This window comes from Rhodobacter sp. P1_C2, from assembly GCF_056406375.1.
This window is the reverse complement of record NZ_JBFUAG010000009.1, coordinates 1-21020: the sequence shown is the minus strand read 5'-3', so window position 1 is coordinate 21020 and position 21020 is coordinate 1. Positions and strand designations below refer to the sequence as shown.

20 protein-coding genes and 1 other RNA gene are annotated in these 21020 nt (G+C 66.3%); 7 read left to right on the top strand and 14 right to left on the bottom strand.

The features are described from left to right. Positions 1 to 25: 25 nt before the first annotated feature. Positions 26 to 766 (bottom strand): cytochrome c biogenesis CcdA family protein, encoded by a 741-nt coding sequence (locus tag AC1DZT_RS15975; RefSeq protein WP_478007640.1) that lies wholly within the window; start codon positions 764 to 766, stop codon positions 26 to 28. 110 nt (positions 767 to 876) lie between these two features. Here AC1DZT_RS15975 and AC1DZT_RS15970 point away from each other — a divergent pair, with 110 nt between their 5' ends. Continuing rightward, positions 877 to 1104: a sulfurtransferase TusA family protein gene (locus AC1DZT_RS15970; protein WP_478007639.1), complete on the top strand. Its 228-nt coding sequence runs from the start codon at positions 877 to 879 to the stop codon at positions 1102 to 1104. 51 nt (positions 1105 to 1155) lie between these two features. Here the strand turns inward: AC1DZT_RS15970 and AC1DZT_RS15965 are convergent, their stop codons facing one another. The 10 genes from AC1DZT_RS15965 to ssrA all read right to left on the bottom strand — a co-directional run bounded on the left by AC1DZT_RS15965 (position 1156) and on the right by ssrA (position 10549). Beyond that, positions 1156 to 4095, bottom strand: coding sequence for an Rne/Rng family ribonuclease (locus AC1DZT_RS15965; protein ID WP_478007638.1), 2940 nt, complete (start codon positions 4093 to 4095; stop codon positions 1156 to 1158). A 430-nt stretch (positions 4096 to 4525) separates the two neighbouring features. Beyond that, entirely contained in the window at positions 4526 to 4762 is a 237-nt protein-coding gene (locus AC1DZT_RS15960; protein WP_478007637.1) for a ribbon-helix-helix domain-containing protein, read from the bottom strand. A 99-nt stretch (positions 4763 to 4861) separates the two neighbouring features. After that, positions 4862 to 5125 carry an N-(5'-phosphoribosyl)anthranilate isomerase gene (locus AC1DZT_RS15955; protein ID WP_478007636.1) on the bottom strand — a complete coding sequence of 88 codons (264 nt, stop codon included), beginning with the start codon at positions 5123 to 5125 and terminating at the stop codon, positions 4862 to 4864. Between the two features lie 35 nt (positions 5126 to 5160). Next, positions 5161 to 5349: a DUF4169 family protein gene (locus AC1DZT_RS15950; RefSeq protein ID WP_478007635.1), complete on the bottom strand. Its 189-nt coding sequence runs from the start codon at positions 5347 to 5349 to the stop codon at positions 5161 to 5163. A gap of 1 nt (position 5350) precedes the next feature. Beyond that, positions 5351 to 6745 (bottom strand): class II fumarate hydratase, encoded by a 1395-nt coding sequence (gene fumC / locus AC1DZT_RS15945; protein WP_478007634.1) that lies wholly within the window; start codon positions 6743 to 6745, stop codon positions 5351 to 5353. 84 nt (positions 6746 to 6829) lie between these two features. Next, positions 6830 to 7384: a class I SAM-dependent methyltransferase gene (locus AC1DZT_RS15940; protein WP_478007633.1), complete on the bottom strand. Its 555-nt coding sequence runs from the start codon at positions 7382 to 7384 to the stop codon at positions 6830 to 6832. Positions 7385 to 7387: 3 nt separating this feature from the next. Then, positions 7388 to 7840 carry an SspB family protein gene (locus AC1DZT_RS15935; RefSeq protein WP_478007632.1) on the bottom strand — a complete coding sequence of 151 codons (453 nt, stop codon included), beginning with the start codon at positions 7838 to 7840 and terminating at the stop codon, positions 7388 to 7390. Between the two features lie 63 nt (positions 7841 to 7903). Next, a complete protein-coding gene (chrA, locus tag AC1DZT_RS15930; RefSeq protein ID WP_478007631.1) occupies positions 7904 to 9160 on the bottom strand; it encodes a chromate efflux transporter in 1257 nt (418 codons plus the stop codon). Next, entirely contained in the window at positions 9157 to 9957 is an 801-nt protein-coding gene (locus tag AC1DZT_RS15925) for a chromate resistance protein ChrB domain-containing protein (protein ID WP_478007630.1), read from the bottom strand. The genes chrA and AC1DZT_RS15925 overlap by 4 nt, the downstream gene beginning before the upstream one ends. A gap of 235 nt (positions 9958 to 10192) precedes the next feature. Continuing rightward, positions 10193 to 10549, bottom strand: a transfer-messenger RNA (tmRNA) gene (ssrA, locus tag AC1DZT_RS15920). A gap of 69 nt (positions 10550 to 10618) precedes the next feature. Here ssrA and AC1DZT_RS15915 point away from each other — a divergent pair. Further along, complete coding sequence (locus AC1DZT_RS15915; RefSeq protein WP_478007629.1) at positions 10619 to 11179, top strand: NAD(P)H oxidoreductase; 561 nt, start codon at positions 10619 to 10621, stop codon at positions 11177 to 11179. Positions 11180 to 11269: 90 nt separating this feature from the next. On the opposite strand, the gene AC1DZT_RS15910 is transcribed toward AC1DZT_RS15915, so the two are convergent. Further along, on the bottom strand, positions 11270 to 12331 hold the full coding sequence (locus AC1DZT_RS15910; RefSeq protein WP_478007628.1) for an ABC transporter substrate-binding protein: 1062 nt from the start codon (positions 12329 to 12331) through the stop codon (positions 11270 to 11272). 382 nt (positions 12332 to 12713) lie between these two features. On the opposite strand from AC1DZT_RS15910, the gene AC1DZT_RS15905 reads away from it, so the two are divergent. From AC1DZT_RS15905 to AC1DZT_RS15885, 5 genes are all read left to right on the top strand, one after another. Further along, on the top strand, positions 12714 to 13946 hold the full coding sequence (locus tag AC1DZT_RS15905; protein ID WP_478007627.1) for an aminotransferase class V-fold PLP-dependent enzyme: 1233 nt from the start codon (positions 12714 to 12716) through the stop codon (positions 13944 to 13946). 63 nt (positions 13947 to 14009) lie between these two features. Then, positions 14010 to 15422: a cryptochrome/photolyase family protein gene (locus AC1DZT_RS15900; RefSeq protein WP_478007626.1), complete on the top strand. Its 1413-nt coding sequence runs from the start codon at positions 14010 to 14012 to the stop codon at positions 15420 to 15422. A gap of 53 nt (positions 15423 to 15475) precedes the next feature. Beyond that, positions 15476 to 16687 carry a class I SAM-dependent methyltransferase gene (locus AC1DZT_RS15895; protein ID WP_478007625.1) on the top strand — a complete coding sequence of 404 codons (1212 nt, stop codon included), beginning with the start codon at positions 15476 to 15478 and terminating at the stop codon, positions 16685 to 16687. Between the two features lie 68 nt (positions 16688 to 16755). Then, positions 16756 to 17199 carry a TrgA family protein gene (locus tag AC1DZT_RS15890; RefSeq protein WP_478007624.1) on the top strand — a complete coding sequence of 148 codons (444 nt, stop codon included), beginning with the start codon at positions 16756 to 16758 and terminating at the stop codon, positions 17197 to 17199. 2 nt (positions 17200 to 17201) lie between these two features. Further along, on the top strand, positions 17202 to 18353 hold the full coding sequence (locus AC1DZT_RS15885) for an NUDIX domain-containing protein (RefSeq protein ID WP_478007623.1): 1152 nt from the start codon (positions 17202 to 17204) through the stop codon (positions 18351 to 18353). A 62-nt stretch (positions 18354 to 18415) separates the two neighbouring features. On the opposite strand, the gene AC1DZT_RS15880 is transcribed toward AC1DZT_RS15885, so the two are convergent. Together AC1DZT_RS15880 and AC1DZT_RS15875 are read right to left on the bottom strand one after the other, a co-directional pair. Next, positions 18416 to 19600 carry a Gfo/Idh/MocA family protein gene (locus AC1DZT_RS15880; RefSeq protein ID WP_478007622.1) on the bottom strand — a complete coding sequence of 395 codons (1185 nt, stop codon included), beginning with the start codon at positions 19598 to 19600 and terminating at the stop codon, positions 18416 to 18418. A 3-nt stretch (positions 19601 to 19603) separates the two neighbouring features. Then, positions 19604 to 20659, bottom strand: coding sequence for a sugar phosphate isomerase/epimerase family protein (locus AC1DZT_RS15875; RefSeq protein ID WP_478007621.1), 1056 nt, complete (start codon positions 20657 to 20659; stop codon positions 19604 to 19606). Positions 20660 to 21020: the final 361 nt, after the last annotated feature.

Genomic DNA, 21020 nt, shown 5'->3' with positions numbered 1-21020 from the left:
CAGAAAATGCGGCGGAGGGAAGGCCTTAGCCGAGCTTCGACAAGGCGGGCACATGCTCCAGCAGCCAGTAGGAGAACTGCGAGAAGCCGCCGGTCAGCATCAAAAGCCCGATGGTCCAGAGCATCAGGCCCATGAGCCGCTCGATCCGTTCCATGTGCGCCTTCATGAAGGCGAGGACCGGGGCGAGGCGGGCAAAGAAGGTGGCGACCAGAAGGAAGGGCAGGCCAAGGCCGAGGGCATAGACGCCCAAAAGCACGGTGCCGCGCCCGACCGAGCCTTCCTGCGCGGCAAGCGTCAGGATCGCCCCCAGTTGCGGGCCGATGCAGGGGGTCCAGCCGAAGGCGAAGGCGAGGCCGAGGACATAGGCGCCAAGCGCCGAGCCGCCCCGGTCGCCGGCATCGACCCGCAGGTCCTGATCGAGGAATTTCAGCCGGAAGATCCCGATGAAATGCGCGCCGAAGATCATCACCACGATGGCGGAGAGCGTCGCGAAGGTCTGCGACCGGGCGAGGAAGAAGGCGCCGAAGGCCGAGGAAGCCGCCCCCATCAGAAGGAAGACGGTGGAGAGGCCCAGCACGAAGAAACAGGCGGCCAGCAGGGCGCGGCGGCCGGATTTCATCTCGCCCACGCTGATGCCGGACATATAGGCGAGGTAGGGCGGCACGATCGGCAGGACGCAGGGCGACAGGAAGGAGAGAATCCCCGCCGCCAGCGCCACGAGCGCTGCGGGAAGAAGGCTTGCGTCTAGGAGGTCTATGCCGAACATTCCTCGTGCTTAGCGGGTTTGGCGGGGCAGGTCACGCAAGGAAAGGTCAACTCGCCGTGTGGTGTTTTGGCGCGGCGGCGGCTAAGGCGCGCTGCAACGGGGAGAGCGGCATGTGGGACGTGGAACTGGATTGCGAGGGGCTGCTGTGCCCGCTGCCGGTGTTGAAGGCGCGCAAGCGGCTGATGGCGATGGCGCCGGGTCAGGTCCTGTGCCTGCGCGCCACCGATGCGATGGCGCGGATCGACCTGCCGCATTTCTGCGGCCAGAGCGGGCATGACTATCTGGAAGCGCGCGAGGAAGGCGCGGTCACCCTGCATCTGATCCGGGTGAAGGGGTAAAGGAAAACGCCCGGCCTTGCGGGGCCGGGCGTTCTGGTCTTCGGGTTTCGATCAGCGGCCGAGGGCCCACCAGCCCCTGCGCTTGGGCTTGTTCGGGTCTTCGGCGGCGGCGTCTGCCGGATCGGGCTGAAGCGCCGCTTCTGACGCTGCGGCGGGTGCGGCTTCGGTCAGGCCGGGATCGGCTGCGAAGACCGGGGCCGCGACCTCGGGGGCTGCGACCTCAGGGGCCGCTTCCGGGGTCGCCTCGGGCAGGGGGGCCGGTTCGGCAGCTGCTTCAGCGGCCGCTTTGGCTGCGGCAGTCCGGGTCCGGCTGGCCGAGGTGCGGGTCCGCGTCGCCGCGGGCTTCTTGGCCGGGGCTTCGGCAGCGGCCTCGGCGGTCGCATCTTCTGCCGGGGCTTCGGCCGCGGCCTTGCTGCGGGCGGTCGTGGCCTTCTTCGGCGCGGCAGACTTGGGCGCCGCGGCCTTGCTGGCGGTGGTCTTGGGTGCAGCCGGTTTGGCCTCGCCCGAGGCCGCCTCGCCTGCCGCCTCGGCAGCCTTGGCCGCCGCGGTCCGCGCACTGGTCGACCGCGAGCGCGTTGCGGGCTTCTTCACCGGCGCGACAGGGGCTTCGACCGGGGCCTCGATCGGGGCTTCAACCGGCGTCACCGCTTCCGGTGCCGCTTCGGCGGCCACGGATTGCGCAAGCACCGCTTCGACCTCTGCGGTGACAGCCGTCACCTCGGCGCTTTCGACGACCGCAACCGCGTCGTCAGCGGTGGTCTCGTCCTCGTCGTCGCCGGCCTCGTCGTCCTGACCGTCATCCGCGCCTTCGTCGGAGGCCTCATCGCCGCCTGCGGCCGCAGTTCCCTGCGCCCCGCTGCCCGGCTTCTTCTTGCGCCGACGCCGACGCTTCTTCTTGCCGGGCGCCGTGGTGCCGGCTGCCGCAACCGGTGCGGCCTCGGGCGCATCGCCGGCCTCGGCCTCATCCTCGGCGACATCCGCCTCGATCTCGTCCTCGATCTCCTCGTCGAGGATATCGTCTTCGACCTCATCCACCGCAGCGCCCATCAGGCTGGCATTGCCAGAGATGACCGAGGGGGTTTCCGGCACGACACGCGTCGCGGTCTTGAACTTTTCGATCAGGAAATCCGGGCTGATCATCTGGGGATCGGCCTCGATCCGCACCGACATGCCGTAGCGCGCCTCGATCAGGCCCAGATGCTCGCGCTTCTGGTTGAAGAGGAAGTTGACGATGCCGACCGGCGCCTTGAGCAGAACCTCTTTCGAGCGTTTGCGCGTGCCCTCTTCCTCCAAAGCGCGCAGCACTTGCAGGCCCAGGCTGTCGTCGGAACGGATCAGACCCGTGCCATGGCAATGGGCGCAGGGCTGGGTGGTGCTTTCCAGCATGCCCGGGCGCAGGCGCTGGCGCGACATTTCCAGAAGGCCGAAACCGCTGATCCGGCCGACCTGAATGCGGGCGCGGTCGGTTTTCAGCTTGTCCTTGATGCGCTTTTCAACGGCGAGGTTGTTGCGCCGCTCTTCCATGTCGATGAAGTCGATGACGATGAGCCCGGCGAGGTCGCGCAGGCGCAGCTGGCGGGCGATCTCTTCGGCAGCTTCAAGGTTGGTCTTGAGAGCGGTGTCCTCGATCGAGCCTTCCTTGGTCGCTCGGCCCGAGTTCACGTCGATGGCGACGAGGGCCTCGGTCACGCCGATCACGATGTAACCACCGGATTTCAGCTGCACGGTCGGGTTGAACATGCCGCCGAGATAGCTTTCGACCTGGAAGCGGGCGAACAGCGGCATCTGTTCGGCATAGCGCTGCACGACGCGGGCCTGGGACGGCATGATCATCTTCATGAAATCCTTGGCGGTGCGATACCCCGCCTCGCCCTCGACCAGAATCTCGTCGATTTCGCGGGAGTAAAGGTCGCGGATCGAGCGTTTGATCAGATCGCCTTCCTCGTAAATCGCGGCAGGGGCGATGGATTTCAGCGTCAGCTCGCGGATCTGCTCCCAAAGCCGCATCAGGTATTCGTAATCGCGGTTGATCTCCGGCTTGGTGCGCTTGGCACCGGCGGTGCGGATGATCAGGCCAGCGCCTTCCGGCACCTCCAGCTCGGCGGCGATTTCTTTCAGCTTCTTGCGGTCGGCCGCCACGGTGATCTTGCGAGAGATCCCGCCGCCGCGCGCCGTGTTGGGCATCAGCACGCAGTAACGACCGGCCAGCGACAGATAGGTGGTCAGGGCCGCACCCTTGTTGCCGCGCTCTTCCTTGACGACCTGGACCAGCATGATCTGCCGGACCTTGACGACTTCCTGGATCTTGTAGCGGCGGGCGCGGGGTTTGCGCGGCGCGCTGATCTCTTCCTGGACGTCTTCTTCGGCGATGGATTCGATCTCGTCATCCGAATCGGAGGCGTGGTCGATGGCGCGGAAGGGGGCGTCGGGGTCCTCGCTGTCATGGACATGGGCATTGTCATGCGCATGGTCATGCGGGGCGTGGTCATGGGCGGCATGGGCCTGGGGCTGCTCGCCATGATCGTTCGGCGGGGTCAGCGGCTCGGCCGCGGAATCTTCTGCCAGATCAATGACATCCATCGAGCCGATTTCGCTCGGCCCGTCCTGGACGGCGTCCTGCACCTCGACCTTGGCGGGCTGGGGGCGCGGGCGCGGCGCCGGGCGCTGGGCGCGGCGGTTGTCCTCGTCATCCTCGGCCCGGGCAAAAGCCCGCTCTTCCTCCAGCAGGGCTTTGCGGTCGGCCACAGGGATCTGGTAGTAATCCGGGTGGATTTCGGCAAAGGCGAGGAAGCCGTGACGGTTGCCACCGTAATCGACAAAGGCCGCCTGGAGCGAAGGCTCCACGCGGGTCACTTTGGCGAGGTAGATATTTCCCGCAAGCTGGCGCTTGTTCAGGGTTTCAAAGTCAAATTCTTCGACCTTGTTGCCGTCCACCACGACAACGCGAGTTTCCTCTGCGTGGGTGGCGTCGATGAGCATTTTCTTGGACATAGTGTTCCATAGCGCCCGGTTTCCGTGGAGCCACGTGGCGGCGAAGCGCTGTGTGGGGTGGCGGTCAGGGGGCGTCTTGTTCGGGCGATGGGGCGCATAGGCAAAGAAGCGGCGTTGCCCGATGGGCCGCCCTCTTCTTGCACCGATGTCAACGCGCGCGTCATCGCGGTTCTCTTTCGGGCCCGCAAGGACCCCAATTAAGGCCCGGAAAATCAACGACTTGCCGGGCAACTCTCCGGTCTTGCGACCGATCCGACTGCCTGACGTTTCGGCGCCTGTAAGAGGCGCCAGAGCGGGCGGGCAGAGAATTCTTCCGCGAAAGCTTCGCGTGGTTTGACCCTAAGGGCAAAGGGATGCCAATGACAATGGGTGATTTGCGACATGATTTGCCCCATTGCGCTGCGGGGCGTGCCGGGGTGCCGTCGCCGGGTCAGGGGGCGGTGCTGCGCCAGGCGTTGAGGATATGGACGCGGATCGCCGAGGCGAGGCCGATATCATCGCGCGCCGCGTCGATCTTGGCGGCAAGTTCGTTCAGCGACAGGCCCTCTGCGGCGGCAAGGCGCTGAAACTCCTCCCAGAAGGCGGATTCGAGCGAGACCGAGGTTCGGTGGCCGCGCAGGGTCAGGCTGTGCTTGACCGGACGGGCCGAGTGGGGCAGCGCAGACATGCTGGGGCCTTTCGATCGGGCAGGCGGCCGCATCGGGCGGACCCAGGCTTTATGTCATGCGGTAAAGGGCAGGGCCAGAGGCGCGTTGCGCGCCAACGGTCAGATCATCACGCGCAGCGGTTCGCGGTGGTAGGTCAGCTGGAACGTCCCGGCGGATTCCTTGACGCGGTAGCCGCGCAGCTTGACCTCTGCCAGAAACCGCTTGCGGCCGATCTTGGCTTCGACCTCGGCCACGTCACAGCGCAGCGGGCAGCCTTCGGCCACGGCGAGGGGGGAGAAGAGTTGGAACAGCCATTGATCGGGCGAGAAGGCCGGGATCGGGGTGGCGGGGATCGGGGCGGGGGCGCTTTGTGTTTGCATCATGGCATCACCCTGCCAGAGGCGCAGTTAAGGCGAGGTTAAGTCCCGCCCTCCTCGTCGCGCTTTTTTCCGTCCAATTCGGCCTTTGCCTTGGCGATTTCGGCCGCCTCCCGGGCTTTTTGCCCCTTGGTGCGGCCGAATTTCATTGCATTTTCATCACTTTCTGCGCGGGCGGCCTTGCGGGCCGCCTCTTTCCGTTTCGCGCGCAGGTTGATGATTTCCGCCATCTTAACCCTTGGGTCCGACCATGTCCTCGGGGCGGACGATTCGGTCGAAGGTCTCGCCATCGACAAAGCCAAGCGCGATCGCCTCTTCGCGCAGGGTCGTGCCGTTCTTGTGCGCGGTCTTGGCGACCTTGGTGGCATTGTCATAGCCGATGGTGGGGGCCAGCGCCGTCACCAGCATCAGGCTTTCCTTCATCAGCTTTTCGATCCGCGGCAGGTTGGCCTTGGTGCCTGTGACCATGTTGTCGGTGAAGGAGCCGGCCGCATCGCCCAGAAGCTGCATGGATTGCAACACGTTATAGGACATCATCGGGTTGTAGACGTTCAGCTCGAAGTGGCCCTGGCTACCGGCAAATCCGATGGCGGCGTCATTGCCCATGACATGGGCGCAGACCATGGTCAGCGCCTCGGCCTGGGTCGGGTTGACCTTGCCAGGCATGATCGACGAACCCGGCTCGTTCTCCGGCAGGATCAGCTCGCCCAGACCCGAGCGCGGGCCGGAGCCCAGAAGCCGCAGGTCGTTGGCGATCTTGAAGAGGCTCGCCGCGACGGTCTTCAAGGCGCCCGAGAACATGACCATCGCGTCATGCGCGGCCAGGGCCTCGAACTTGTTCGGCGCGGTGACGAAGGGCAGGCCGGTGATCTCGGCGATCTGGGCGGCGACGCGGGCGTCAAAACCGACCTTGGTGTTCAGACCGGTGCCGACGGCAGTGCCGCCCTGCGCCAGTTCGTAGATGTCGGGCAGGCACATCTTGACGCGGGCGATGCCCTTTTCGACCTGCTTGGCATAGCCGGAGAATTCCTGGCCCAGCGTCAGCGGCGTCGCATCTTGGGTATGGGTGCGGCCGATCTTGATGATGTCCTTGAATTCCAGGGCCTTGGCGTGCAAGGCGCCGTGCAGCTTTTCCAGACCCGGCAGCAGCACATCGCGCGCCATCATGCCGATGGCCACATGCATCGCGGTCGGGAACGTGTCGTTCGACGACTGGCCCATGTTGACATGATCGTTCGGGTGGACCGGCTTTTTCGAGCCCATCACCCCGCCCATCATCTCGATCGCGCGGTTCGAGATCACTTCGTTGGCGTTCATGTTCGACTGGGTGCCCGACCCGGTCTGCCAGACCACCAGCGGGAAGTTGTCGTCGAACTTGCCCTCGATCACCTCTTGCGCGGCGGCGGCGATCACCTTGCCAAGCTCGGCCGAAATATCGCCCTGCGCGATATTGACCAAAGCGCAGGCCTTCTTGATCACGCCCAAGGCGCGGATGATGGCGACGGGCTGACGTTCCCAGCCGATCGGGAAGTTGATGATGGAGCGCTGCGTCTGCGCACCCCAGTATTTGTCGGACGGAACCTCCAGCGGGCCAAAGCTGTCGGTCTCGGTGCGGAATGCGGTCATGTCGCAAGCTCCCTTGATTGCGCCGACCTTCTAGCGCCGCAGCGCGGAAAATTCAATCGGTATACTGTAGTATACCAGCCGCAATCAGGCCTTGCGCCGGAAGGTATGCACCCGGGCGGGCGGCAGGTTGAGGAAGACATGCGCCGACTCGCGCCATTCCAAGCCCAGTCCGGCGATCTGCGCATCGTCCAGTGCCGGGCGCGGCCCATAGGTGAACTGCACATAGATGCCGTCGGGGGCCAGAACCTCGAAAGCGGCCGAGACGATGGCAAGGCGCTGCGCCATCGGCATCGCCAGAAGCGGCAGGCCCGAGATCACGGCGCCAACGCCCTTGTCCATCACCGAGGGCGCGGTCTGCGCGCCCGCCAGATGCACGGTGACCCCGGGAAAGCTGTCGCGCAGGTGGCCGACAAATTCGGGGTTCATCTCGAAGAGGGTCAGGTTTTCCGGAGCGACCCCGGCCTTGAGGATGCCGCGGGTCAGGCGCCCGGTGCCCGGCCCGAATTCGACGACACGGCCGGTCTCTGGCCCGATCTCCTGCGCCATGGCCTTGGCCAGAAACCGCGAGGAGGGGGCGATGGCCGAAATCTGCGTGGGCTTGCTGATCAGCTGGCGCAGGAACAGAAGGGTGTCGGTCATCCCTCAGGATTTCCGGAACTGGTCAAGCCGGACGATCTGGGCGTCCTGCGGCGGGGTCGGATCGTCGTCGGGGCCATCGTCGTCCTCGTCCTCCTCCTCCTCGTCGTGGGTTTCGAACCTCAGGCCGAATTCGACCGAAGGGTCGACGAAGGTGCGCAGGGCGTCGAAGGGGATCGTCATGCGCTCGGGGTTGTTGCCGAAGTTGAGCGTGATGGCAAAGCCGTCGTCGGTCACCTTGAGGTCATCGAACCAGTGCTGCAGCACCACCGTCATCTCGCCCGGATAGCGGGCGCGCAGCCAGTCGGCCATCTCGACCCCCTCGACCGTGGTGTCGAAGGTGATGAAGAAATGATGCGCGCCGGGCAGCCCGTTGGCGGCCACGTCGTTCAGGACGGTCTGGATCAGACCGCGCATGGCTTTGTGCATCAGGTTACCGTAGTCGATTGACCGTGCCATGCGTACTCCCGTCTTCTGATGGGCCCAACATAAGGGATTTGAGGGCGAAGGGAAGAGCGGGTGTCAGAGGAAGCTCCGCCCCATCGCCACGAATGCTGCAAGTGCGAGGACGAGGGGCAGCGACCAGTGCCGCCGCAGCAGAAGATAGGCGGCGGCAAGCGCCAGAAGCGCGGGCAGCAGGCGCAGCGAGGTGACCTCGGGCCAGATCGTGTGCAGGGGGCCGGCCTCGATTCGGTCGATGGTGGCGAAGAAGACATGGGCCGCGAACCAGAGCGACAGGTTGGCGATGACGCCGACCACCGCGGCGGTGATGAAGCGCAGCGCCCCGGCAAGGCGCGGCGCATGGGTGAGGCGGGAAATCCACGGGCTTCCGGCGAAAATCCACAGGAAACAGGGGGTAAAGGTCATCCAGAGCGTGATGGCCGCGGCAAGGACCCCGCCCGGCCAGCCATCGCGCTGCCAGGCTGCGACATAGCCCACGAACTCGGTCACCAGGATCAGGGGGCCGGGCGTGGTCTCGGCCAGGCCGAGCCCGTCCATCATCTGCGGCAGGGTCAGCCAGTGGTGATCGTCGACCACCGCCTGGGTCATCCAGGCCAGCACCGCATAGGCGCCGCCGAAGGTCACCACGGCGAGTTTGGAAAAGAACACCGCGATATCGGCATAGATCCCCGGCAGGAACACCACCAGCGCCGCCAGCGGGACGAGCCAGAGCGCCCCCCAGATCAGGACGGCGCGCAGCGTCTGGCCCCAGGGCTGCGGGCCTTGCGGGGCAGAGGCTTGTCCCGGGCTCGCCAGATAGCCGTAAAGCCCGGCCGCGATGATCACCACCGGGAAGGGCAGGCCGAACAGGAACAGCGCCGCAAAGGCCAGGCCCGCCGTCACCCAATGCGCCCTGGCCTTCAGCGCGCGTTTCGATACGCGCAGCAGCGCCTCGACCACCACGGCGACCACGGCGGCCTGCACCCCGGTGAACAAGGCCGCGACCAGCGGCACCTGGCCCAAAGCGGCATAAAGCGCCGACAGCCCCAACACGACCAGGGCGCCGGGCAGCACGAACAAGAGCCCGGCGAGGATGCCCCCTGGCACGCCCTTCAGCCGCCAGCCGATCCAGGTGGCCAGCTGCATCGCCTCCGGCCCCGGCAGCAGCATGCAGAAGGAGAGGGCAGAGAGATATTCCGCCTCGCTGATCCACTTGCGCTCCTCGACCAGTTCGCGGTGCATCAGGGCGATCTGGGCAGCGGGCCCGCCGAAGGACAAAAGCCCGATCCTGCCGAAGGCCTTGAACAGTGTCGGCCAATCGTTCTGCGGCGCGCTCATGCGCTCCTCCCCGCCGGCCAGTCGTGGCCCTCGTCAAAGCCATCGCGCGCCCAGCGGTAGAGCGCGTCATAGATCACCATGCCGGCCTCCAGTTGGGCCAGATCGTCGCGGTACTGACGCGACAGCCCGACCGAAAGCGCGAGCAGGCCCGCCGCCTGGGGCGACAGATCGTGCCGGTCGGTATCTGCCGCCCGCACCACGAGGGCGAGGCGGGTGAGGGCTTCGCTCGCCAGACCGAAGACCTCGATCATCGTGTCGAAACTGCAGGTCTCGCCGCGGTGCGAGAAGGCGACGCCTTCGATGTCGAAAGGGGTGGCGCCAAACCTTTCGGCCACCGCGGCGACCTCGGCCGGCGCGACATAAAGAAACCGCGCCGCGGGATCGACAAAGCGGCGGATCAGCCAGGGGCAGGCGATGCGGTCGATCTTGGGCCGGTGCCGGGTGACCCAAAGTGCGGTTTGGGGCAGGGCAGCGATCGGCACCATCGGCAATCCGGCGGCGGCCCAGGCGACCGAGCCGCCCTCCAGCACCTCGGCCTGGGCGCCCTGGGCGCGCAGCAGGGCCGCGACCCCCTCGGACAATTTGCGCCCCCGGGCACAGACGACCACGACACGGCCGCGGCGCAGGGCCTCGGGCGCGGGGTCGAAGCCGACATGCGGGATCACAAGGCTGGTCGGGATGAGGCGCGGCTCCAGCGCGAGGTCTTCGGCAAGCCGCACATCGACGATGGCGGGCGCCTCGGGCGTGCCGATGAGGCGCATCAATTGGGCAGGGGTGATCTGATTGGGCTGCGGCATCGCGGGCCTCCTTCAAAGGGGGACGGGATGCGACACTTGAGCCAAAGCCTCACGGGGCGGACGCGAACCCCATGCCCCCTTGGTAGGCGGCGCCGGACCACAGGTCAAGCAAGGCGCCATTCCAAAATCAAAAACTCCGCGCCCCCCTTCATTGGTCCATAAATATCCCACGGGGGTGCGGGGGTGTGAAACCCCCGCTTCTGTCAGCGGGGCAGGACGGACCATGTCTGGGAAAGGCGCAGGTTTCTGTTGCCAGGTACCTGCAAACCCCGCCTTACAGTGCTACCTGCAAGGACTTAGTTTGGCTTTCTCGAACTGCTCACGCAGCCAGAGCATAAGCCGGAGCACGGTTGTCATTGGCAACTGTGATCTTGGACCGATAACGGTGGTACCTCACCGAGCGAAAGCTGGCCCCTTTGAACGTCCGTCGATCCTGTTTCGGCCCCAGATCCTGCAATGAACAGGAGTTTTGGTGGAGCCGCCGGGTACCGCCCCCGGGTCCGATCCGTCTATTATGGGTGCGTTTATCGCCATAGTCCGGATTGCTCCGGACAGGGGGAACATAGGGCCGGGGGCGCGGGGTTGCAAGTGGGGGATGCAAGTGGACGCGGGCGGCCACAGCAGGCAGACTGGGTCAGGTCGTCAGCTAGGAGGTGTCCCCATGCGCGTTCTGCTCGTTCTGGCTCATCCAAGGCCCACATCGCTCTGTCATGCCACCGCCCGCGCCTTTGCGGAGGCGGCAGAGGCTGCGGGTCACGAGGTCGAGTGGGCCGACCTCGCGGCCGAAGGCTTCGACCCGGTCCTGCGCCAGGAGGACGAGCCCGACTGGGACAATCCCGCCAAGGTCTATTCGCCCGAAGTTCGGGCCGAGATGGCGCGGATCGAACGCAATCAGGCCACGGTCATGGTCTTTCCGGTCTGGTGGTGGTCGATGCCCGCGCTGATGAAGGGCTGGGTGGACCGGGTCTGGAACAACGGCTGGGCCTATGGCGGGGCAACTTACCCGCATGCCAAGGTCAGCATGCTCGCCGTGGCGGGCGGCAGTGCCGGCTCTTTTGCCAAGCGCGGCTATGATCAGGCGATGCAGGTGCAGCTTGAAACCGGCATCCTGCGTTATTGCGGCGTGGCGGAGCCTGCGCTCCACATGCTTTACGACAGTTTCGAACCCGAAGGGCAGGCGAAGCTTCTGACCCGCGCGGCGGAAATCGGTGCTCAGTTCTGAAGGGTGGTCTGCGGGGCGTTCCGCGGACAAGCTTCCCAAACGGCAGCGCCCGGGACAGGCCCGGGCGCTGGAATTCTTCAGCGCAGGGGCTCAGAAGCCCGATTTGATCTTTTCGAACTCGTTGACCATCTTGTCGCGCACCGCCGGGTCGATCGGGGTCTGGGCGAGGAGGGTGGTGTCGATCGGGTCGACATCCGCCGCCTTCAGCGCCGCCGGGTCGATCGTCGACATGCCGACGGTGTTGGTCACCGCATAGCCCACATTGTCCAAAAGCACCTTGGCGGCACCATGGTCCAGCCAGGAGTTGATGAAGTCATAGGCCTTGTCTTCCTTGCCCGGCCCGTTCTTGAGGTTCACCCAGCCGCAGAACCAGCTCGAGGCGCCTTCCTTGGACTGGCGCTGGAAGCCCACCGGGAAATTCTCGGCGCGCAGAAGGGCGATGGTGTCGTTCCACGACCAGGCCACCTGCACCTCGCCCGAGGCCATCAGCTGGCTCAGCTGCGACGGGTCGGCCCAATAGGCCACCACATTCGGATGCACCTTGCGCAGCCAGTCCGCCGCCGCCTTGAACTGGTCGTCCGAGACATTGGTCCAGTCCTTCACACCGGTGGCGAGCAGGGCCAGCGCCCATACGTCATCGGCATTGTCGGGCAGCGAGATCCGCCCGGCATATTTCGGGTTGGTGAAGACGTCGAGCGAGGCCACATCCTCGGCCGGGACATCCTTGGTGTTATAGGCGATGGCGGTATAGGCGTAGTCGGTCGGGATGTACCAGACGCCCTTGTCATCCATGAAAATCTTCGAATTCAGGAAACGCGGGTCGATTTCCTTGAAATTCGGGATCTTGGAGGTGTCCCAGGGCTCGATCAGGTCGGCATCGCGGTATTTCTGGATCATCTGGCTGCAGGGATGCGCCACATCGGCCTTGAAGCCGGAGGAGAGCTTCTGGAAGGCCTCGTCGTCATCGGCGAAGATCGAGAAGGTCGGCATGGCGCCGTTCTTGGCGACATAGGGCGCGAACAGATCGGGCAGCTGGAAACCCGACCAGTCGAAGGCGGTCAGTTCGGGATCGTCGGCGCGGGCGAGCGTGCCGCCCAGACCCAGCGACAGCGCCAGAGCGGTGCCGGTGATGAATTTCGAAATGCGAGACATGAGTTCTCCTTGTTGGATCGAGCCTGTTGGATCAGGCCGGTTTTTGCCTCTGCCAGAATTTGATCAAACACCGGCAAAGTGCAACCGTTCCGCGACATCGAGGTCCCTCATTTTGCGCCAAAGCGCCGATGCCGCAAGTCACCTTTTCGCGCAGAGGGTGACTTTGCCGGAAAAAGCAGCAAATCGGGCCGGATACTGCCGTGAACGTGGGCTTTGCGCGGGGCGCTTGCCTGCGCGAAAGCGGCTTGCTAGGTCTTGGGGCGGCGCAGCCTGCGGCGCCTTCGCCCGCAGCCTGCACCTGCCGCCCCCCTGCGGCTCGGCTGGAAGACCTGCCACAAACCCGACCCCAAGCGGGGTTCTCAGCCCGAGGAAGCGGCACCCTATGACCAGACTCGACCTTGATTTCGTCCGCAGCCAGTTTCCGGCCTTTCAAAGCCCGATTCTGTCCGGCCATGCCTTCTTTGAAAACGCAGGCGGGTCCTTCCCCTGCAAACAGGTGGTGGACCGGCTCCACCGCTTTTACACCGACCGCAAGGTGCAGCCCTATGCGCCCTATCCCGGGTCCGAGGATGGCGGCGCCGAGATGGACGAGGCCCGCGTCCGTCTTGCAGCCCTGATGGGTTGTGCGAAGGAAGAGCTGTCCTTCGGCCCCTCCACCTCGGCCAATACTTTCGTTCTGGCCAATGCGGTGCGGCTCTGGCTGCGCGGCAAGGATGCGGCGATCGTGGTGACCAATCAGGACCACGAGGCCAATTCCGGCGTCTGGCGCAGGCTGGCAGACGAGGGGATCGAGGTGCGCGAATGGCAGATCGACCCGGCGACCGGGCATCTGGATATCGCGACCCTCAAGCCCTTGCTGGCCGATGGCAAGGTGAAGATGATGGCCTTCCCGCATTGTTCCAACGTGGTGGCCGAACTGAACCCGGTGGCCGAGATATGCGCCCTGGCGCGGTCCAAGGGCGTGCGCACGGTGGTCGACGGCGTCAGCTACGCGCCGCATGGTCTGCCCGACTTTCCGGCGCTTGGCGCGGATGTCTATCTCTTTTCGGCCTACAAGACCTATGGCCCGCATCAGGGCATCATGCTGATCGGGGCGGAGTTTGGGGCCGAACTGCCGGCGCAGGGCCATTGGTTCAACGCAGGCTCGCTCTACAAGCGCTTCACCCCGGCGGGCCCCGACCATGCCCAGATCGCGGCCAGCGCCGGGATGGCCGATTACATCGACGCGCTTTATGCCCATCACGGCGGCACCGCGGCCACCCCGGTGGAGCGCAACCGGATGGTCCATGACCTGATGCGCGCCCAAGAAGTCGCGGTGATCCAGCCGCTTCTGGACTATCTCGCCGGGCGCAACGACCTGCGGCTGATCGGGCCGCGCGATGGCGCCCTGCGGGCGCCGACGGTGGCGGTGGCGCTTGACCGCGAGGCGGAGACGGTCTCGCAAGCCTTGGTGGCCGAGGGGATCGCCTGCTGGGCCGGCGATTTCTACGCCGTCCGCCCGATCGAGGCGATGGGTCTGGACCGCGCGCGCGGGGTTCTGCGGATGTCGGCGGTCCATTACACCTCGGAGGCCGATGTGGCGCGGCTGATCGCGGGCCTCGACCGGGTGCTTTAGGCGGGGGCCAAGTGATCCATCCGGTCCTCTCGGGCGTAAACCCTTGAAAGACATGGAGCGCAGATGACCAAAGCCCCGATTATCCTGTGGTTCCGCCGTGATCTGCGGCTGGCGGACCACCAGGGCCTCAGCGCCGCGCTGGCGCTGGGCCATCCGATCCTTCCGGTTTTCGTGCTGGACGACCATACCCTGTCGATGGGGGCTGCGGCGCGCTGGCGGCTGGGGCTGGCGCTGGACAGCTTTGCGCAGCGGCTGGAGGCGCTGGGCAGCCGCCTGATCCTGCGCCGTGGCCCCGCAGGCCCGGTCCTGGAGGCGCTGGCGGCGGAAACCGGGGCCGCGGGCCTGATCTGGAGCCGCAGCTACGACCCCGAAACCCAGGATCGCGACGCCGCCATCAAGGCCGGGTTTCGCGCGTGCGGGCTTCTGGCGCAGTCGCATCAGGGTTTTCTCCTGCACGAACCCTGGACGGTGAGCACCGGGGCGGGCGGCTTTTACCGGGTCTATACGCCCTTCTGGAACGCCGTGCGCGACAGGGTGATCGCGGCACCTCTGGCCGCGCCAAGGACGCTTCCGGCGCCTGACCAATGGCCTGCAGGCGACCGTCTGGAAGACTGGGCGCTGGGCGCTGCGATGAACCGGGGCGCCGCGGTGGTGGCCAAGCACCAGCATGTCGGCGAGGCTGCGGCCGAGGCGCGGCTTTCCGTTTTCATCGACGGCAAGATCGCCACCTACAAGGCGCGCCGCGATTTCCTCGCCGAGGATGCCACCTCGGGCCTGTCGGAGAACCTCACCTATGGCGAGATCAGCCCGCGCCAGATCTGGCACGCGGGTCATCGCGCGCGGGCCGAGGGCGCGGCAGGGGCGGAGCATTTCCTGAAGGAACTGGTCTGGCGCGAGTTTGCCTGGACCCTGCTCTTCCACACGCCGCATATCACCCAGCAATCCTGGCGCCCCGAATGGGAAAGCTTCCCCTGGCGTGGCGACAATGCCGATGCCGAGGCCTGGCGGCGGGGCATGACCGGCGAACCGGTGGTCGATGCCGCGATGCGCCAGCTTTACACCACGGGCACGATGCACAATCGGGCACGGATGATCGTGGCCTCCTACCTCACCAAGCACCTTTTGACCCATTGGAAAGTCGGGCTCGACTGGTTCGCCGATTGTCTGACCGACTGGGACCCGGCCTCCAATGCGATGGGCTGGCAATGGGTTGCGGGGTCCGGCCCCGATGCCGCGCCCTATTTCCGCATCTTCAACCCGGCGACCCAAGCCCAGACCTATGACCCCGATTCCCGCTATCGCCGCCGCTATCTGGCCGAGGCCTCGGCCCGGCCGGGGGCCGAGGCGCTGGATTATTTCGCCGCCGTCCCGCGGGCCTGGGCGCTTGACCCCAAAACCCGCTATCCTGACCCGCTGATCGCCCTCGACGCAGGCAGGGCCCGGGCGCTTGACGCCCTGGCTCAGCAAAGGGCTTGAGTGTGCCCGAATGTTCTGGAAACATGTTGTTAACACTTAAGTCCGAGGGCGATATGACAATCCTCACCTCCACCAAGGGCGAGAAGGGCCTGCCGCGCTATTTCGGCCCGGCCTTCACGGCCATCAAGGGTCTTCAGCGCGGGCGGCTGGACTTCCGTCTGCCCGATGGCCGCACCTTCCGCGCCGAGGGAAAACAGCCCGGCCCCGCCGCCCTGATCGAGGTCCACAACCCCGATATCTTTGCCCGCCTGATCCGCGAAGGCGACCTCGGCTTCTGCGAGGCCTATCTCGAGGGCTGGTGGACGACGCCGGATCTTCTGGGCTTCATGGACCTGATCCAGCAGGGCAACGACCAGGTCTATGACGCCTTTCCCGGCATGGGTCTGGTGCGGGCCTATGAACGGCTGCGCTTCTGGCTGCAATCCAACTCCAAGAAGCAGGCGCGCAAGAACATCAGCTACCACTACGACCTCGGCAATGATTTCTACAGCCTCTGGCTGGACGAGAGCATGACCTATTCCTCGGCCCTGTTCAAAACCGGGCAGGAGAGCCTCGAGAAGGCGCAGGAGCAGAAATACGCCTCGATGGTGGACCTGATGCGCGTCAAGCCGGGCGACCATGTGCTGGAAATCGGCTGCGGCTGGGGCGGGTTCGCCGAATATGCCGCGGCCAAGCGCGGATTGAAGGTGACGTGCCTGACGATCAGCGCCGAGCAGTTCAAATATGCCGTGGACCGGATGGCGCGGCTGGGCCTGTCCGACCAGGTCGAGATCAAGCTGCAGGATTACCGCGACGAGACCGGGGTCTATGACGGCATCGCCTCGATCGAGATGTTCGAGGCGGTGGGCGAGAAATACTGGCCGACCTATTTCGACACCGTGCTGAAACGGCTGCGCCCGGGCTGCCACGCCACCTTGCAGATCATCACCATCGCCGAGCATCGCTTTGAAACCTATCGCAAATCGGTGGATTTCATCCAGAAGTACATCTTCCCCGGCGGCATGCTGCCCTCGCCCTCGGTGCTGCGGCGCGAGGTGGAAAAGGCGGGGCTCAAGGTTCTGGGCTCCATCGAGTTCGGCAAGAGCTACAGCCAGACCCTGCGGCGCTGGCACGATGTCTTCAACGCGCGCTGGGCCGAAGTGGCGAGCCAGGGCTTCGATGACCGTTTTCGCCGGATGTGGAATTTCTACCTCACCTCTTGCGCCGGCGCCTTCGAGGGCGGTAACTGCGACGTGACGCAGATCACCATCTCCCGGCCGGCGTGACGGGGCGATTGTGATCGGGCCGGTGTGACAGGACCAGTGGACAGGACCAGAACAGGAAGCGCGTGCCGATGCCGACAGCCACCAAACTGGTCTCTGCGCTGATCTTTGCCTTCGTCGGGCTTTGGGCGGCGCTGGCCTATGTGCCGCAGCTGCCCGAGGGCATGTATGTCGGCCTTTTCCCGCAGATCATGATGGTCCTGGGCTTTCTGGTCGGCTGGCGCGGCCTGGGGCGCGCGGCGGGGCGCGGCTATGGGGAATCGGTGGGGCATGGCTTGCGCACCTCGTTCCTTCTGGTGTTCTGGGCGCTCTTCGGGTTCAGCACCTATACGATGCTGCTGCGCTCGACCAAGCAGATCTACCGCGCCGATCCGGGGCGGGCGCTGCTCGATATTCCCAAGATCATGATGGAATATGGCCGTCTGCTGGCCGCGCCCGAGGTTCTGACGGCGCTGATCGTCGGCGGGATCGTGGGCGGGCTTGCGGCCGAAGTGGCCGCGCGGCGGTGGAGCTAGACATGGGCAGGCAGGTGTTTCTGGCCGGACTGGCTGCCGAGGCCTGGCTATTGCGCCTTGTGATCGGGGATCTGCCCGCGGCGGTCGGCTATGCCTCGGGGTTGCGGCTGGTCCGGGCGGCGGTGGGGCCCTGGGCGGTGCCGGTGCCGGACCGGATGCAGACCGGCCGGCAGCTGGCCGGGGCGATCCTGGATCTGGAGGCCGAGAGCTTTGCTCGGCTCGATTTCGTGCTGCGCAGCCTTGGAATGCGCGCCGATCCGGTCCTGGGGGCGGAGCCGGAGCTTCTGCTCTACATGGGTGAGGGTGTGCCAGACCCGGATGCCGTGGCAGAGCCGGGCCTGAGCGACGGGGACCGCGATGTCGTGCGCGCGGTCGTGGGCGATATTCTGGCGCTGCGCGGGCTGCAACCGGCGGAAAAGATCGCCGGGCGGCTGTTCCTGATGTTGGTGCGCGCCGCCTCGCGGCTGCGCGCCCGCGCGGCGCCGCCCGCGACCTTGCGCCATGCGACCGGGCCGGGGGATGTCCGTGTCGCGGCCTTCCGCCAGCCCTATGCGCATTTCTTTGCGGTCGAGGAATATGACGTCAGCTGGCGCCGCTTCGACGGCAGGTTCAGCGAGACGGTGACCCGGGCGGCCTTCATGTCGGGCGATGCGGTGACGGTGCTGCCCTATGATCCGGTGCGCGACCGGGTGCTGGTCATCGAACAGTTCCGCGCCGGCCCGCTGGCGCGCGGCGACCGCGAGCTTTGGCAGATCGAAGCCATCGCCGGACGCGTCGACCCTTTCGAGACGCCGGAGATCGCCGCAAGGCGCGAGGCGATCGAGGAGGCGGGCCTGGAACTCGGCGCGCTGCTGCCGGTGTCGCGCTACTACCCCAGCCCCGGCGCGGTGGGGGAGTATATCTACTCCTTCGTCGCGCTGACCGATCTGCCCGATGGCACTGCCGGGGTCTTCGGCGTGGCGGGCGAGACCGAGGATATCCGCGGCCACCTGATCCCCTTCGCGCAGCTGATGGACCTTGTCGCGAGCTCCGAGATCGAGAACGCCCCGCTGATCCTGACCGCGCTCTGGCTGCAACGCGAAAGGGCGCGCCTCCGGCAAGATGGGCAGATTGCCCATCCTACGGGGGACGACGATCCCGCTTGCGATCCTTGATCTGGCCCCGGGGCTTTCCGCCCCGGACCCCGAGGATATTTGGCTCTGGATGAAGCTGGGCGTCAGAGCGCGAGTTTGGTCCAGGCGCCGTTCTTGCGTGAGGAGCGGACGCAGGCGTCCACGAAAGCCACGCCTTGCAGGCCTTCGGTCAGGCCGGGGAAGGTGACGGCAGCGTCGGGTTCGGCTCCGTCCCGCCGGGCGATGATGGCGCGGGCGGCCTCGGCGTAGATATTGGCGAACCCTTCCAGATAGCCTTCCGGGTGACCGGAGGGGACGCGGGTGACGCGGGCGGCGGCCGCGCCGGTGCCGGCGCCGCCGCGGGTCAGCCGGTATTTCGGCTGGCCGAGCGGGCCGACGTAGAGGTAATTCGGGTTCTCCTGTTCCCATTCGATGCCGGCCTTGGTGCCGAAGACGCGCAGGCGCAGGCCGTTCTCCTGGCCCGCCGCGACCTGGCTGCACCAGAGCGTGCCGCGCGCCCCGCCCTGATAGCGCATCAGGACATGGCCGTTGTCATCGAGACGGCGGCCGGGGACGAAGCTTTGCAGGTCGGCGGAAAGCTCGTCCAGCGTCAGGCCGGTCACGAAGCTTGCGAGGTTGAAGGCATGGGTGCCGATGTCGCCCGTGGCCCCGCCCACGCCGGAACGCGCCGGGTCGGTGCGCCAGTCGGCCTGTTTCTGGCCCGTCGCCTCGATCGGTTCGGAGAGCCAGTCCTGGATATATTCGACATTGACGAGGCGGATCTCTCCCAAAGCGCCGGAGGCGATCATCTCGCGCGCCTGGCGGATCATCGGGTAGCCGGTGTAATTATGGGTCAGGGCGAAGATCAGGCCCGAGGCCTCGGCCGCCTTGGCGAGTTTCTTCGCCTCGGGCAGGGTGGCGGTCAGCGGCTTGTCGCAGATCACATGGATGCCGCGCTTCAGGAACTCCATCGCCACCGGGGCGTGGAGGTGATTGGGGGTGACGATCGCCACCGCCTCGATCCCGTCCTTCCGCCGCGCCTCTTTCTGCGCCATTTCGGCATAGGAGCCATAGCTGCGCGCCACGCCCAGATCGGCGGCGGAGGCGGCGCTGCGGGCGGCGTCGGAGGAGAAGGCGCCGGCGACGAGGTCATACTGGTCGTCGATGCGGGCGGCGATGCGGTGGACGGCGCCGATGAAGGCGCCCTGACCGCCGCCGACCATGCCGAGGCGGATGCGCGGGGCGCGGCCGGATTTGGGGGTATTTTCGGGACTTGCGGTGATGGCCATGGTTTACTCCAATCCAATCATGCGGCGGTTGGCAGCGCGGTCGGTGCCCGCATCGGCGAAATCGTCAAAGGCCTTTTCGGTGACCCTTATGATGTGATCCTTCACGAAGGCGGCCCCTTCGCGGGCGCCATCCTCGGGGTGTTTCAGGCAGCATTCCCATTCGACCACCGCCCAGCCGTCAAAGCCGTATTGCGTGAGTTTCGAGAAGATGCCGCCGAAATCGACCTGGCCATCGCCGGGCGAGCGGAAGCGGCCGGCGCGGTTGACCCAGGACTGGAAGCCACCGTAGACGCCTTGCCGCCCGGTCGGGTTGAACTCGGCATCCTTGACGTGGAACATCTTGATCCGGTCGTGGTAGATGTCGATATGGTCAAGGTAATCAAGGCATTGCAGGACGTAGTGGCTGGGATCGTAAAGCATGTTGGCCCTTGTGTGGCCCTCGACGCGGTCGAGGAACATCTCGAAGGTCACGCCGTCATGCAGGTCTTCGCCGGGGTGGATCTCGTAACAGACATCGACGCCGCAATCCTCGGCATGGTCGAGGATCGGCAGCCAGCGGCGGGCGAGCTCGTCGAAGGCCTCTTCCACGAGTCCCGCGGGGCGCTGCGGCCAGGGGTAGAGATAGGGCCAGGCCAGGGCACCCGAGAAGGTGGCATGGGCGGAGAGGCCCAGACGGCGGCTGGCGCTGAGCGCTTGCTTGACCTGATCGACGGCCCAGGCGGCGCGGGCCTTGGGGTCCTTGTGGACGGACGGCGCGGCAAAGCCGTCGAACTGCGTGTCATAGGCGGGATGGACGGCGACGAGCTGGCCCTGCAGGTGGGTCGAAAGCTCGGTGATCTGCACGCCATTGGCGGCGGCGATGCCGGCGACCTCGTCGCAATAGGTCTGCGAGGTGGCGGCCTTGGTCAGATCGAAGAGCCGCGCGTCCCAGGAGGGGATCTGGACCCCCTTGTAGCCGCAAGAGGCGGCCCATTTGGTGATGCTGTCCCATGAGTTGAACGGGGCGGCATCGCCGGCGAATTGCGCCAGAAACAGCGCCGGGCCCTGGATGGTCTTCATGTCAATCTCCTCCTGTCAAACCTCGCGGGCCTGCGGCCCGGTGCCGGGTGCTTGCGCTAACAGTTGCAGCGCCCCGGGACTCTCCCGGGCGGGAGCATGCCTTGAGGAAACGGGTGCAGGCAAGGGCTGGCTTGATGGCGCGGGAATTTTGGCGGGGTATTTGGGCGGGATCGGGCAGGGTGGGGGGGGGGGGGGGGGGGGGGGGGGGGGGGGGGGGGGGGGGGGGGGGGGGGGGGGGGGGGGGGGGGGGGGGGGGGGGGGGGGGGGGGGGGGGGGGGGGGGGGGGGGGGGGGGGGGGGGGGGGGGGGGGGGGGGGGGGGGGGGGGGGGGGGGGGGGGGGGGGGGGGGGGGGGGGGGGGGG

Excerpts from the sequence above, each read along its gene's own strand:
- AC1DZT_RS15975 (WP_478007640.1), bottom strand. The coding sequence starts at position 766 with ATGTTCGGCATAGACCTCCTAGACGCAAGCCTTCTTCCCGCAGCGCTC.
- AC1DZT_RS15970 (WP_478007639.1), top strand. The coding sequence starts at position 877 with ATGTGGGACGTGGAACTGGATTGCGAGGGGCTGCTGTGCCCGCTGCCG.
- AC1DZT_RS15965 (WP_478007638.1), bottom strand. The coding sequence starts at position 4,095 with ATGTCCAAGAAAATGCTCATCGACGCCACCCACGCAGAGGAAACTCGC.
- AC1DZT_RS15960 (WP_478007637.1), bottom strand. The coding sequence starts at position 4,762 with ATGTCTGCGCTGCCCCACTCGGCCCGTCCGGTCAAGCACAGCCTGACC.
- AC1DZT_RS15955 (WP_478007636.1), bottom strand. The coding sequence starts at position 5,125 with ATGATGCAAACACAAAGCGCCCCCGCCCCGATCCCCGCCACCCCGATC.
- AC1DZT_RS15950 (WP_478007635.1), bottom strand. The coding sequence starts at position 5,349 with ATGGCGGAAATCATCAACCTGCGCGCGAAACGGAAAGAGGCGGCCCGC.
- fumC (WP_478007634.1), bottom strand. The coding sequence starts at position 6,745 with ATGACCGCATTCCGCACCGAGACCGACAGCTTTGGCCCGCTGGAGGTT.
- AC1DZT_RS15940 (WP_478007633.1), bottom strand. The coding sequence starts at position 7,384 with ATGACCGACACCCTTCTGTTCCTGCGCCAGCTGATCAGCAAGCCCACG.
- AC1DZT_RS15935 (WP_478007632.1), bottom strand. The coding sequence starts at position 7,840 with ATGGCACGGTCAATCGACTACGGTAACCTGATGCACAAAGCCATGCGC.
- chrA (WP_478007631.1), bottom strand. The coding sequence starts at position 9,160 with ATGAGCGCGCCGCAGAACGATTGGCCGACACTGTTCAAGGCCTTCGGC.
- AC1DZT_RS15925 (WP_478007630.1), bottom strand. The coding sequence starts at position 9,957 with ATGCCGCAGCCCAATCAGATCACCCCTGCCCAATTGATGCGCCTCATC.
- AC1DZT_RS15915 (WP_478007629.1), top strand. The coding sequence starts at position 10,619 with ATGCGCGTTCTGCTCGTTCTGGCTCATCCAAGGCCCACATCGCTCTGT.
- AC1DZT_RS15910 (WP_478007628.1), bottom strand. The coding sequence starts at position 12,331 with ATGTCTCGCATTTCGAAATTCATCACCGGCACCGCTCTGGCGCTGTCG.
- AC1DZT_RS15905 (WP_478007627.1), top strand. The coding sequence starts at position 12,714 with ATGACCAGACTCGACCTTGATTTCGTCCGCAGCCAGTTTCCGGCCTTT.
- AC1DZT_RS15900 (WP_478007626.1), top strand. The coding sequence starts at position 14,010 with ATGACCAAAGCCCCGATTATCCTGTGGTTCCGCCGTGATCTGCGGCTG.
- AC1DZT_RS15895 (WP_478007625.1), top strand. The coding sequence starts at position 15,476 with ATGACAATCCTCACCTCCACCAAGGGCGAGAAGGGCCTGCCGCGCTAT.
- AC1DZT_RS15890 (WP_478007624.1), top strand. The coding sequence starts at position 16,756 with ATGCCGACAGCCACCAAACTGGTCTCTGCGCTGATCTTTGCCTTCGTC.
- AC1DZT_RS15885 (WP_478007623.1), top strand. The coding sequence starts at position 17,202 with ATGGGCAGGCAGGTGTTTCTGGCCGGACTGGCTGCCGAGGCCTGGCTA.
- AC1DZT_RS15880 (WP_478007622.1), bottom strand. The coding sequence starts at position 19,600 with ATGGCCATCACCGCAAGTCCCGAAAATACCCCCAAATCCGGCCGCGCC.
- AC1DZT_RS15875 (WP_478007621.1), bottom strand. The coding sequence starts at position 20,659 with ATGAAGACCATCCAGGGCCCGGCGCTGTTTCTGGCGCAATTCGCCGGC.